The sequence below is a fragment of the Nocardia sp. NPDC051832 genome (assembly GCF_040681285.1).
Taxonomy (GTDB): Bacteria; Actinomycetota; Actinomycetes; order Mycobacteriales; family Mycobacteriaceae; genus Nocardia.
In genome coordinates, this window is record NZ_JBFAYL010000003.1 from 353908 (window position 1) to 366454 (window position 12547).

Below are 12547 nucleotides of genomic sequence, written 5' to 3' on the forward strand. Positions count from 1 at the left end.
TCGTCGAGGCCAACTGTGTTTGCGACATCTCCAGTATGAACCTGCCCACCGACAAGTTTCGCCGCCCGGATCAAGCCTCCACGATGCGGCCGCGGGCATTGCGCTCGCGCTGCCAGCGCCAGGCGAATTCGCCCGGTTGCGGAGCCGGACCAGGGAGTTCGTTGTCGGTGCGGGGGACCGCCATACCCGCGATGAGCATGGCCAGGGTGCGCCGGCGCAGCTGCGCGGTGCGCTGCAGATCCGGCATGCTGATCGCCGAGCAGGCCTCCAGCACCAAGCCCAGATCCTGTGCGTTGACCTCGGGGCGCAGCCGGCCCGAGGCGTGGGCGCGGCGCACGATTTCGGTATTGACCGCACCGGAGTGCATGACGTCGGGCAGCATCTCCTCGTCCGGGGTGAAGGTGCCCGCCAGATGGACCGTCAGCGAGTGCACGTCGGCGTCGACGACCCGCTCCAGGAATCCGACCAGCCCCTGCCAGCCGTCCGAATCTTCCAATGCCGCATCGGCTTCGGCGTTGTAGCGGCGCAATCCGTCGTGGCAGAGCTTGCGTAACAGCGCGTCCTTGCTCGGATAGCGGCGATACAGGGCGCTGATGCCCACCCCGGCCTGGGTGGCGACGGCGGCGATCGGGGCGGTGGGGTCGGCCAGGAACACGGCGCGCGCCGCCTCCAGGATGAGGCCGTCGTTGCGTGCGGCCTGTGCCTTGCGGCCGGGCAGGCCCTTGGGAGCTGGGGTGTCGGATGTCTTCGGCATGACTTCAGATTACCACTTGAAACGGAATGATCCGTTCTGCTATGTTGGAAACAGAACAAAGCATTCCGTTTCAAAAGGAGAATCTGATGAGCGCCACCATCACCCCCTTCCGCATCGCGATCGACCAGGCCGACCTGGACGACCTGCAGGCCCGGCTGGCCCGCACCCGCTGGGCCGATCAGATCCCCGGCTCCGGCGACGCCTACGGCGTGAGCGTGGATCGGGTGCGGCACCTGGTGAACTACTGGCGCGACGGCTTCGACTGGCGCAAGGTCGAGGACCGGCTGAACGCCTACCCGCAGTTCACCACCGAGATCGACGGCCAGAACATCCACTTCGTGCACGTGAAAGCGCGGCGGGACAACGCCTTTCCGCTGATCCTGACGCACGGCTGGCCGGGCACCTTCGTCGAGTTCCTCGGCGTCGTAGAGCCGCTGACCGCCGCCGGTTTCGACCTGGTCATCCCGTCGGTCCCGGGCTATGGATTCTCCGGCGTGACCACCGAATCCGGGTGGAACGATCAGCGCATCGCCAAGGCCTGGGCCGAGCTCATGGCTCGCCTCGGGTATGCGAAGTACGGCGCGGTCGGCAATGACGGCGGCGCGCAGATCTCGCCGGAACTCGGCCGGGTCGCACCGGAAAGCGTTGTCGGAGTCCATGTTTCGCAGGTGTACTCGTTCCCGTCGGGGGATCCGAGTGAAATGGCCGATCTCACCGCCGACGAGCAGCAGTCGCTGGCCACCCTGGACTGGTTCGTCAAGAACAAGATGGGCTTCAACATCCTGCAGTCCCAGCAGCCGCAGACCCTGGCGCACGCGTTGATGGATTCCCCGACCGGCCTGCTCGGCTGGAACGGTCAGCTGCTCGGCCCGGATCTGGACGACGATTTCGTGCTCACCAATATCGCGATCCACTGGCTGACCGGCACCGCGGGCTCGGCGATCCGGCACTACTTCGAGAAGGCACGGGCCGAGCAGCCGGCCGAACCGACCACGGTGCCGCTGGCGCTGTCCGGGTCGACCGGCGATTTCCACGGCATCCGGCGCTTCGCCGACCGTGATCACCGCACCATCGTGTCCTGGCGCACGCATGACGTGTACACCCACTACCTGCACCACGTCGCGCCGGAGTTGATGGCGACCGAGATCGCCGAGTTCTTCGCGCGGTATCGGTAGACAGTCGCTTATGTAGCCGAGACTCCGGACCATGGTTCGTCTCGTTCTCCGCTGATGTACTTAATCCATCAACAGCACAACAGCATTCAACAAGGAGAACAACATGCGAATCGCAGTCTTCGGAGCCACCGGAACCGTCGGCCGGGTCGTCGTCGAGCAGGCGCTGGCCCAGGGCCACGAGGTCACGGCCTTCACCCGGAACGCGGCGAACGTCACCCAGCAGCACGACCGGCTGCGCGTCGTCGAAGGCGATGTGTTCGACCCGAACTCGGTCGAGCGAGCGGTCGCCGGACAGGACGCGGCGATCATCGCGCTCGGTGACGACCGCACCGGTCAGGTGCGCTTCGGCGGCACCAAGTCGGTCATCGAGGCGATGAACCGGACCGGGGTCAAGCGCCTGATCGTGCAGTCCAGCCTGGGCGTCGGCGACAGCCGGCCGAACCTGAACTTCCTGTGGAAGTACATCCTGTTCGGGATCGTGCTGCGCAAGGCCTACATCGACCACGGCCGGCAGGAGGAATTGGTGCAGGCCAGCAACGTGGACTGGACCATCGTCCGGCCCGCCGCCTTCACCGACGGACCCCGGACCGGCGCCTACCAGCGCGGGTTCGGGCCGAACGCAAAGGGCCTGGCGCTGAAGATCTCCCGCGCCGACATCGCGGCCTTCTACCTCGAGCAGCTGACCGACCAGACCTACCTGCGCCGCGCCGTGAGCATCTCGAACTGAGCTCCACGGCCATGACCAGGCCGACCACCGCCCGCGAACCACCTGTGACCCACGACCCGGAAGGGCGTGGGTCACAGGTGTTTTCAGGCATGCTCGTGCAGTTCGCCCCAGGCCGGGAACGGGTCCGCGAACGTCCGCCAGAGTTCCTGGCCCGCAGCGAATTCGGCGTCTGTCAGCAGGGCGTGGTCGAGCCGGTCGCGCAGCGCGGCGCCGTCGAGCTTCACGCCGATGAAGACAAGCTCCTGTCCCGCGGGAACTTCCAGTGCCGACCACCAGGCGGCCGGTTCGAAGGTCAGATTCGGCCCGGCCTGCGACCACACGGCGGCGAGCTCGGGGCGGCTGGCGATCCAGCAGAAGCCCTTGCTGCGCAACATTCCTCGCAACTGCTCGAGCGCCGCCGCCAGCCGCTCGGGATGGAACGGGCGGTCGGCGGTGTAGGTGAGGCTGCTGATCCCGTATTCCTCGGTCTCCGGCACATGTCCGCCCGCGAGTTCCTCGGCCCAGCCCTCGGCCTCGGCCGCGACCGCCGGGTTGTACCTGCCGGTCTCGAGCACCTCGGCCAAGTCGACCGCGCCGCGCACGGTGCGCAGGATGTGCGCGCGCGGATTCATCCGCCGCACCGTCGCTTCCACTGTTCCCGCGGCGTTGGCGCTCACCAGATCGGTCTTGCTGATCAGCAAGACGTCGGCGAACTCCACCTGGTCGACCAGCAGATCCGCGATGCTGCGCTCGTCGCCCGCTCCCGCCTCCAGCTTCCGGTCGGCCAGCGCCTCGCCGCGCACGACCTCGGCGAGGAAGGTGGACGCGTCGACGACGGTCACCATGGTGTCCAGCCGCGCGAGCTCGCCGAGCGAGAAGCCGTCCTCGAATTCCCAGTCGAAAGTCGCGGCCACCGGCATCGGCTCGGAGATCCCGGTCGATTCGATGACCAGCTGATCGAACCGGCCTTCCCGGGCCAACCGGCCCACCGCCTCCATCAGGTCTTCGCGCAGCGTGCAGCAGATGCAGCCGTTGGTGAGCTCGACCAGCTTCTCCTCGGTCCGGTCGAGGTGACCCTGCCCCGCGACCAGCGCGGCATCGATGTTGATCTCGCTCATGTCGTTGACGATGACCGCCACCCGGCGGCCCGCCCGGTTGGCGAGGATGTGATTGAGCAGCGTGGTCTTGCCCGCGCCGAGGAAGCCGGACAGCACGGTGACGGGCAAGCGGGTGTCGAGGGAGGCAGTCATAGGCTAATGATAATCGTTTTCATTTAGCGGCCCGCGACCGGCCAGGAAGTGACGGAAATCGAGGGGAGCGGGGGTGTCGCGCCAGTCGTCTGGTCGTAGGGTCTCCTGTGTGAAACTTCTGCCGATTCCCGCCGACGGGCAGACCCCTGTTCGAGTCCTCACCATCGCGGGCACCGACTCCGGCGGTGGCGCCGGGATCCAAGCCGATTCCCGGACCATGGCGCTGTGCGGTGTGCACGCCTGTGTCGCCGTCGCGGCGGTGACCGTGCAGAACTCGGTGGGCGTCAGCGGCTTCCACGAGATCCCGCCGAATATCGTGGCCGACCAGGTGCGTTCGGTGGTCGGCGATATCGGGATCGGTGCGGCCAAGACCGGCATGCTCGCCTCCACCGCCATCATCGAGGCCGTGGCCGGCGTGTGCCAGGAAGTCGGCATCGGCCGCGACGGATCGATCCCGCTGGTGGTCGACCCGGTCGCGGCCTCCATGCACGGCGATCCGCTGCTGCACGAATCGGCGCTGGACGCGGTGCGATACACGCTGTTCCCGCTGGCCACCGTGGTCACCCCGAACCTGGACGAGGTCCGGCTGCTGACCGGCGTCGACGTCGTCGACGACGCCACCGCCCGCCGCGCCGCCGAAGCCCTGCGCGCGCTCGGCCCGCAGTGGGCCATCGTCAAGGGCGGCCACCTACGCACCTCGCGGTTCAGCACCGACCTGCTCTTCGACGGCGAACAGTTCCTGGAATTCACCGCCCCGCGCATCGAGACCGGCAACGACCACGGCGGCGGCGACACCATGGCGGCGTCCATCGCGTGCGCGCTCGCCAACGGCTACTCGGTGCCCGAGGCGGTCGAGTTCGCCAAGGAGTGGACCCGCCGCTGCCTGGAGGCGTCCTACGACCTGGGTGCGGGCCATGGTCCGGTGTCCCCGCTCTGGCGCCTGAATTACGCCTGACAGCTCATCCGCCCCGCCGCTGCGCGGCTGCCATTCCTAAATCTTCCCGAAGGCGAGCGCGACATTGTGCCCGCCGAAGCCGAAGGAATTGTTCAGCGCGTAGTCGATGCGCTGCTCACGCGGCGCGCCCGCGACGATATCGAGCTCGATCTCCGGATCTCGATTGTCGAGATTCAGTGTGGGCGGCACGATCTCGTCCCGCAGCGTGAGCAGGGTGAGGACCGATTCCAGCGCGCCGACCGCGCCGATCGAATGCCCCAGTGCGGATTTCGGCGCGTAGACCGAGGCGTGCGGCGTGGTCGCGGTGATGGCCTCGGCCTCGGAGGCGTCGCCGATCGAGGTCGAGGTGGCGTGCGCGTTGACGTGCTGGATATCCGAAACCTGAAGTCCCGCGGTCTGTATCGCCTTGCGCATGGCCCGCGCCGCGCCGCTGCCGCCCGGTTCGGAGGCGACGATGTGATAGGCGTCGGAGGTGATGCCCGCGCCCAGGACCCGGCCGAGAATGTGCGCGCCGCGGGCACGGGCGTGCGTCTCGGATTCCAGGACCAGGAGCGCGCCGGCCTCGCCGAAGACGAACCCGTCTCGATCCCGGTCGAACGGCCGTGAGGCTCGTTCGGGCTCGTCGTTGCGGGTGCTCATGGCCCGCATCATGGCGAAACTGGCGATCGGCACCGCGTCGATGTGACCTTCCACGCCGCCGGTGACCACCACGTCCGCCTCGCCGGTGCGGATCAGCCGCCAGGCGTGCGCGATCGCCTCCGAGCCCGACGAGCACGCCGACACCGGTGCGAAAACGCCTGCCTTCGCGCCGATTTCGAGGCCCACCGTGGCGGCCGGACCGTTCGGCATCACCATCGGCACGGCCATCGGCGACACCTTCCGGTAGCCGCCGGCGCGCATCGCGTCCACCGCGGCGATCAGCGCGTCGGCCCCGCCGAGCCCGGTGCCGATGGCTACCGCGAGCCGTTCACCGTCCACCTCGGGGGCCCCGGCGTGCTGCCAGACCTGGCGGCCGAGCACCAGCGCCAGCTGCTCGACGTAGGACAGTCGGCGCTGTTCGATCCGCGTCAGCCGCTCGCCGGGGTGCACGGCGAGGGTGCCGCCGATCCGCACGGGCAGGTCGTACTCGCCGACGAAATCGCTGGTCAGCGAGCCGATTCCGCTGCGCCCGGCGAGCAATCCGGCCCAGGTCGCCTCGGCATCGTCGGCCAGCGCGGTGGTCGCGGCATAGCCGGTGACGACCACATTCCGAGTTTCTGAAGCGATTGTTACAGTCACGATGACATGGATACCTGTAGCAGTCGCTACAGTCAACCCATGGCCCGCCCACTCGACCACGCCAAACGCGCCGAGCTGCTCGCCGGCGTCGTCGCCTACATCGCCGACCACGGTCTCGCCGAGCTGTCGCTGCGCCCGCTCGCCGCCGAGCTCGGCACCAGTTCGCGCATGCTCATCCACTACTTCGGGACCAAGGAGGAACTGCTGGTCCAGGCACTGGCCACGCAGCGTCCCGACATCGCCGCCCTGTTCGCCGAGGTCACCGATGCCGAGACGCTCCGGGCCCGGCTGACCGCCTTCTTCGAAGCCAACGCCGACGGCCGCGGTTCGGCGAGCGTGCGGGTGCTGCTGCAAGTACTCGGCGCGGCCTGCGCCCCCGCCGGTCCCTACGCGCGGTACGCCCACGACGCGATCGCCGTGTTCGTCACCGCCTTGGCCGCGGCGCTGGACCGGATCGATGCCATCGACGACCCGGAAGCCGTTGCGACACTGCTGATCTCCGGCCTGCGCGGCATCATCCAGGACCGCCTGATCACCGGCGACGCCGAGCGCACCACCCGCGCCGCGCGCCGCCTGATCGAGCAGAACATTCGCTGATCCGCGGCCGTCGTCCGCGCCGCGCGTGGGTAACTTGATGTTTGCCGTTAGGCGGTCAATGCTGGCTCCGACACATCCGGGCTAGGGAAGGGTCGACGTGACGGCGGATTTGCCAGCACCCAACTTCGGGGCCACGCGGTGGGTGATGCTCGCCGTGCTGTGCGCGAGCCTGCTGCTGGTCGCCATGGACGCCACCATTCTCAATGTCGCTCTGCCCTCGCTGATCGACGACCTGCACGTCGGCCAGCTGGAACAGCTGTGGATCATCGACGTCTACGGCCTGGTGCTCGGCGGCCTGCTCATCACCACCGGCGCGGTCGGTGATCGGGTGGGCCGAAAGCTGTTGTTCCTCAGCGGTTTCATTCTCTTCGGCATCGCCTCGGTGGTGGCGGCGACCGCGCAGAGTTCCGGTCAGCTGATCGCGGGCCGGGTCCTGCTCGCCCTCGGCGGCGCCATGGTGATGCCCTCCACGCTCTCGCTGATTCGCAATATCTTCGCCGACCCGAAGGAGCGCACCCTCGCCATCGGCATCTGGGCCGCGGTGGCGGGCGCGGGCGCCACCATCGGCCCGATCGTCGGCGGCCTGCTCGTCGAGGATTTCGGCTGGGCCTCGGCGTTCTGGCTGAATGTGCCCGTCGTGGTCGGCACCGTGGTGGCGGGCGCCTGGTTGCTGCCGGAATATCGGTCACCGCAATCGGGGACGCTGGATTGGCTGTCGGCGGCACTGTCCATCGCGGGAATCGTCGGCCTGGCCTGGGGTATCAAACACATCGCGAAAGGCTCGGCCGGTGGTGTGGATTGGGGAATCTTCGTGCTGGGTCTGCTTTTTCTGGCGTGGTTCGCGCGCCGCCAGCTCGTTTCGGGGGACCCGCTGCTCGATGTCCGGCTGTTTCGCAACGGGCCTTTTCTGGCCGCCGCCCTGGCCACCCTGCTGGCCATGCTCGCCATCGGCGCCGCCCTTTTCCTGATTTCCCTGTGGCTGCAATATATTCACGGCTATTCCCCGTCCCAGGCGGGCCTGCGCACCATGCCCTCGGCGATCACGCTGCTCGCCGCCTCGCTGTCCACGCCCTGGCTGATGCAGCGCATCGGCGTGCGCGGGGTGCTCGCGCTCGGGCTCGGCGCGCTCGCCCTCGGCTTCCTCGGCCTGGCGTTGAGTCCGGAACCCACCACCTATCCGGTGATCGCGCTGGTGCTGGCCACCTTCGGTCTCGGCGACGGACTCGCGGTCACCGCGGCCGCCGCGGTCCTGGTCTCGGCGGTGCCACCGGAACGTGCCGGGCAGGCGGGGGCGGTCTCGGAAACCAATTACGAACTGGGCATCGGCTTGGGCGTGGCGCTGCTCGGCAGCATCCACGCGCGCCTCTTCAGCGAGAACATGACCGACCTCCCGCTGCACGGCGTCGCGCTGGAGGAAGCCCGCGGCTCGGTCGGCGGCGCGGTCGAGGTGGCCTCGGAATTGGACCCGGCAGCGCGCTCCCAGGTGCTCGCCGAAACCGGCCACGCTTTCGACGTCGCGCTCACCATCACCTCCTATATCTCCGCGGCGATCGTCGCGGCGGTGGCCGTGGTCGCGGTCTGGCTGGTGCCCCGGGGATTTCGGGTCACCGGCGGCCATTGACGAATTTCGCCGATGTAATTCGCCCGGTTCGAAATGCAAATAATGCCGAATTGTTTCCGCGCGCTATTTAATCCCTGGTTGAATGGCCAAGGGTTCCAGCCGAGTAATTCGAAATAGGGAGACCGGAAGACCGAATTCCATGGGAGGCAAGATGGCCAGCAGTGCGAACGGCAAGCCGAGCCGCAAGACCACCACATCGCCGCGCGCGATGAAGGTCGCCGACACCGCGGACAAGGCGGCCGGCAAGCCGGTTCGGGTCGCCCGGGTGGTCGAGCAGCCGGTCATCACCATTGTCGATCGGATAAAGCGCAAGCCGGTCCGGGTGCAGCGCATGGTCGAGAAGCCGATCGTGGAAATCCAGGACAAGGTGATCGAGAAGCACGTCACCGTGGAACGCCGCACGCACAAGCCGGTGGTGAAGATCGTCGACAAGGTCATCGAGGTACCGGTGCCGCAGATCAAGGAGCGGGTGGTCGAGAAGCCCGTGCCGAAGGTGGTCCGGAAGGTCGTGCAGAAGCCGGTCATCAAGGTGGTCGAGAAGGTGATCGAGGTCCCGGTCGAGAAGATCGTCTACAAGGTGGTGCGGCGGCCGGTGCGGAAGGTCGTCACGATCTACGAGGACAAGCCGGTCATCAAAATCGTGAAGGTGCGGCGCGAGGTGGTGCGCGAGAAGGTCGTGGTGCGGCCGGTCACCAAGGTGGTCACCAAAACCGTCGACAAGGTGATCGAGCGGCCGAAGGTCATCCAACGGACCGTCGACAAGACCGTGAACTGGGAAGTCGACAAGATCGTCGAAAAGCCCCGGATCAAGGAGAAGGTCATCCAGCGACCGGTCGAGCACGTGATCGAGAAGATCGTGGAGAAGCCGCGCATCCGGCTGGTCGAGAAGCCGCGCGCCACCACCATCGAACAGACCGTGCCCCGGGTCGCCACCCCCGCCGTGCAGCAGGCGGTGGAACCGATGGTCCGCAACGGCAAGCGGACCGGTCGACGGCCCATCGATGATCTCCTGGGCAGCTCCATCGGGGTCAAAGGTCGCTGGGACGGCGACTACTGGCCCGACGAGAACGGCCGGCGCCGGCACTGAGCCCGCGCTGGGTCACCGACGGCGGTGACGATTTCGGCGCCCCTCGAAATCGTCGCCGCCCCCCGGCTTCTTACACGGACGCGATCGGCAGGTACACCTGGTTGCCCGCGCCGGCGAACTCCGCCGACTTCTCGGCCATCCCGGCCTCGATCGCCTCGACATCGGTAAGCCCTTGCTGCTCCGCGTATTCCCGCACGTCGGCGGAGATGCGCATGGAGCAGAACTTGGGCCCGCACATGGAGCAGAAGTGCGCGGTCTTGGCGGGTTCCGCGGGCATCGTCTCGTCGTGGTACTCGCGCGCGGTGTCCGGATCCAGCGACAGCGCGAACTGGTCGCGCCAGCGGAATTCGAAACGGGCCTTGGACAATTCGTTGTCCCGGTCCTGCGCGTGCGGGTGCGCCTTGGCCAGGTCGGCGGCGTGCGCGGCGATCTTGTAGGTGATCACGCCGACCTTCACGTCATCCCGGTTCGGCAGTCCCAGATGCTCTTTCGGGGTGACGTAGCAGAGCATGGCGGTGCCGGCCTGGGCGATGATGGCCGCGCCGATGGCCGAGGTGATGTGGTCGTAGGCCGGTGCGATATCGGTGGCGAGCGGGCCCAGGGTGTAGAACGGAGCCTCCTCGCAGAGTTCCTCCTCGAGGCGCACGTTCTCCACGATCTTGTGCATCGGCACGTGGCCGGGGCCCTCGATCATCACCTGCACGCCATGGGATTTCGCGATCTTGGTGAGTTCGCCGAGGGTGCGCAGTTCGGCGAACTGGGCCGCGTCGTTGGCGTCGGCGATGGAGCCCGGGCGCAGGCCGTCACCGAGGGAGAAGGTGATGTCGTACTTCGCCAGGATCTCGCAGAGTTCCTCGAAGTGCGTGTACAGGAACGATTCCTGGTGGTGGGCCAGGCACCACGCGGCCATGATGGATCCGCCGCGCGAGACGATGCCGGTGACCCGCTTGGCGGTGAGCGGCACGTAGCGCAGCAGCACGCCGGCGTGCACGGTCATGTAGTCCACGCCCTGCTCGGCCTGCTCGATCACGGTGTCGCGGTAGATTTCCCAGGTGAGCTGGGTGGGATCGCCGTTCACCTTCTCCAGCGCCTGGTAGATCGGCACGGTGCCGACCGGGACGGGGGAGTTGCGCAGGATCCACTCGCGGGTCTCGTGGATGTTCTTGCCGGTGGACAGGTCCATGATGGTGTCCGCGCCCCAGCGGGTCGCCCACACCATCTTCTCCACCTCCTCGGCGATCGAGGAGGACACCGCGGAGTTGCCGATATTGGCGTTGATCTTCACCAGGAACTTCTTGCCGATGATGGTCGGCTCGAGTTCGGGATGGCGGTGGTTGGCCGGGATCACCGCGCGGCCCGCGGCGACCTCCGCGCGCACCAGTTCTTCCGAAACCCCTTCGCGCGCGGCGATAAAGCGCATCTCGGGGGTGACGATGCCCTGGCGTGCCCAGGCCAGCTGCGTCGGCGGCCCCTCGACGTCGGGCTTGGTCCAGGTGTCGCGCAGCTTCGCGAGTCCCGCCTCCAGATCGATGGCGGCGGTGTCGTCGGTGTACGGACCGGAGGTGTCGTACACATCGAAGTGCTCACCGTTGGTGAGATTGATGCGCCGCACCGGAATCCGCAGGTCGTCGACCTCGAGATAGTGCTTGACGCTGCCTTCGATCGGCCCCGTGGTAACGGTGTCGACAGTTTCGGACGTGGCTGTGTTTACCCGCCCCGCCGACTCCGCAAGCTCCGTCGGCTGCCATCCCCGTGTTTTGCCCATGTAAATCTCTCCCTACGCCGGCATTACCCGGTCAGGTTCATACGGTCGACGGCCCTGAACGCCCGGAAATAGGGCTAGCCGTCCTCTCAGCCCGCTGGTGCGAGCCCCCGTTCGGTGTGCAGTTGTTTTCGGGCCCGACCATACCCGTTCGCTACCGCCCGGCACGCACCGAATGCCGGATTCCGGTCGATCCGCACAAGCCGCCCGGCGGTTCGCCGGGGGCCACTCGGGCGATCCACCGAGGGAGTCACAAGCCGATGTCGGTTGGGCCGCGAACCAGGGCACGGTCCTCGTGCCGGTGCGCCGGGCTGGTCCGCGCGGACCAGCATCGAGGGCGTCTCTTCGTTCGTGCCGCCACTCGACTTGGAGGACAAAAGTGCGCGTTGTACATGCCATGATCGCGGGAGCCGCCGCCGTCACGCTGATCGCCGGCGCCGGATTCACCGCCGAGATCGAATACCCGCCGAGTCTGGTGGTCGCCGACGCCGCGGAGTCGAATGCCGAGACGACCAAGGCGCTGCTGACCCAGGCCCGGATGCGGGCCAAGAGCGCGGCTCAGCGCGCCGCCGCCGCGGCCGGCGCGGCCATCGTGGAGGCGGAATGGTCCGCGCTGTCGGCGGTCAAGGCCACCGAGGTGGGTGTCGCGGCCGAGGCGGCCGCCCGGGCCGCCGAGGATGCGCACGGTGCGATCGCCGCGGGCGGCGTGGTCGAGCGCGCCGCGGCCATTCAGAGTGCGAGCGAAGCGCTCACGGCGGCGCTCGCCGCGGCGGCGCGACCCGCCGATGTCGAGAAGGCCACGCTCGCCATGGCCGCCGAGGAGAAAGCGGTCAAGGACTGCCGCGCGGTGTACAGCCGCGCTCAGCTCACCTTTCCCTCGTAGGCGTCGCGCATCGCCTGCACGTCCAGCTTGCGCATGCCGAGCATGGCCTTCATGGCCCGGTTGACGGCCTCCTTGTCGTCGCCGACCAGGAGTTCATTGGCTTCGGCGGGCCAGATCTGCCAGGGCACACCGTATTTGTCGTTGAGCCAGCCGCATTCGATTTCCTGGCCGCCGTCGGCGAGCAGGGCCGCCCAGAGGCGGTCCACCTCGGCCTGGCTGTCGCAGTTGACCAGCAGCGACATGGCGTGCGTGTAGTGGTAGTCGCCGCCGCCGTTGATGCCGGTGAACTTCTGGCCCGCCAGCTCGAAGTCGACGGTCATGACGAGACCGGCTTCGCGCGGGCCGGACTCGGTGTAGCGCTGGACATCGGTGATCTTGGCGTCGGGAAAGAGGGAACAGTAGAACTCGGCGGCTTCTTCGGCCTGGGTGTCGTACCAGAGGTTCGTGACGATTTTCTGCATGACGGGGTCCTCCCGGTC

At 67.7% G+C, this 12547-nt stretch carries 12 protein-coding genes and 1 riboswitch; of the genes, 7 read left to right on the forward strand and 5 right to left on the reverse strand.

The window, feature by feature from the left end; all coding sequences use genetic code 11:
• Positions 1-70: 70 nt before the first annotated feature.
• Positions 71-754, reverse strand: coding sequence for a helix-turn-helix domain-containing protein (locus AB0M14_RS19365; protein ID WP_364996730.1), 684 nt, complete (start codon positions 752-754; stop codon positions 71-73).
• Between the two features lie 86 nt (positions 755-840).
• Between AB0M14_RS19365 and AB0M14_RS19370 the strand changes: the two genes are divergently transcribed.
• Both AB0M14_RS19370 and AB0M14_RS19375 read left to right on the forward strand, forming a co-directional pair.
• Positions 841-1929 carry an epoxide hydrolase family protein gene (locus AB0M14_RS19370; protein WP_364996733.1) on the forward strand — a complete coding sequence of 363 codons (1089 nt, stop codon included), beginning with the start codon at positions 841-843 and terminating at the stop codon, positions 1927-1929.
• Between the two features lie 103 nt (positions 1930-2032).
• Entirely contained in the window at positions 2033-2656 is a 624-nt protein-coding gene (locus AB0M14_RS19375; protein WP_364996735.1) for an SDR family oxidoreductase, read from the forward strand.
• Positions 2657-2739: 83 nt separating this feature from the next.
• Here AB0M14_RS19375 and AB0M14_RS19380 read toward each other — a convergent pair whose 3' ends face one another.
• Positions 2740-3885 carry a GTP-binding protein gene (locus tag AB0M14_RS19380; RefSeq protein WP_364996738.1) on the reverse strand — a complete coding sequence of 382 codons (1146 nt, stop codon included), beginning with the start codon at positions 3883-3885 and terminating at the stop codon, positions 2740-2742.
• Between the two features lie 109 nt (positions 3886-3994).
• Here AB0M14_RS19380 and thiD point away from each other — a divergent pair, with 109 nt between their 5' ends.
• Entirely contained in the window at positions 3995-4840 is an 846-nt protein-coding gene (gene thiD, locus AB0M14_RS19385) for a bifunctional hydroxymethylpyrimidine kinase/phosphomethylpyrimidine kinase (protein ID WP_364996741.1), read from the forward strand.
• 36 nt (positions 4841-4876) lie between these two features.
• Here the strand turns inward: thiD and AB0M14_RS19390 are convergent, their stop codons facing one another.
• On the reverse strand, positions 4877-6118 hold the full coding sequence (locus AB0M14_RS19390; protein ID WP_364996743.1) for a KasA/KasB family beta-ketoacyl-ACP synthase: 1242 nt from the start codon (positions 6116-6118) through the stop codon (positions 4877-4879).
• 39 nt (positions 6119-6157) lie between these two features.
• On the opposite strand from AB0M14_RS19390, the gene AB0M14_RS19395 reads away from it, so the two are divergent.
• The 3 genes from AB0M14_RS19395 (at position 6158) to AB0M14_RS19405 (ending at position 9423) form a co-directional block, all read left to right on the forward strand.
• Positions 6158-6715, forward strand: a complete 558-nt coding sequence (locus tag AB0M14_RS19395) for a TetR/AcrR family transcriptional regulator (protein ID WP_364996746.1) — start codon at positions 6158-6160, stop codon at positions 6713-6715.
• Between the two features lie 97 nt (positions 6716-6812).
• On the forward strand, positions 6813-8336 hold the full coding sequence (locus AB0M14_RS19400; RefSeq protein ID WP_364996748.1) for an MFS transporter: 1524 nt from the start codon (positions 6813-6815) through the stop codon (positions 8334-8336).
• A 151-nt stretch (positions 8337-8487) separates the two neighbouring features.
• Positions 8488-9423, forward strand: coding sequence for a hypothetical protein (locus AB0M14_RS19405; RefSeq protein ID WP_364996751.1), 936 nt, complete (start codon positions 8488-8490; stop codon positions 9421-9423).
• A gap of 70 nt (positions 9424-9493) precedes the next feature.
• On the opposite strand, the gene thiC is transcribed toward AB0M14_RS19405, so the two are convergent.
• Positions 9494-11188, reverse strand: a complete 1695-nt coding sequence (thiC, locus tag AB0M14_RS19410; RefSeq protein WP_364996753.1) for a phosphomethylpyrimidine synthase ThiC — start codon at positions 11186-11188, stop codon at positions 9494-9496.
• Positions 11181-11309, reverse strand: a riboswitch (TPP riboswitch). It overlaps the preceding gene by 8 nt.
• A gap of 255 nt (positions 11310-11564) precedes the next feature.
• On the opposite strand from thiC, the gene AB0M14_RS19415 reads away from it, so the two are divergent.
• On the forward strand, positions 11565-12068 hold the full coding sequence (locus tag AB0M14_RS19415; RefSeq protein ID WP_364996755.1) for a hypothetical protein: 504 nt from the start codon (positions 11565-11567) through the stop codon (positions 12066-12068).
• Here the strand turns inward: AB0M14_RS19415 and AB0M14_RS19420 are convergent.
• The gene (locus tag AB0M14_RS19420; RefSeq protein ID WP_364996758.1) at positions 12047-12529 is read right to left on the reverse strand and encodes a VOC family protein; all 483 of its coding nucleotides are present in this window, start codon (positions 12527-12529) and stop codon (positions 12047-12049) included. The two genes, AB0M14_RS19415 and AB0M14_RS19420, sit on opposite strands and share 22 nt — an antisense overlap.
• Positions 12530-12547: the final 18 nt, after the last annotated feature.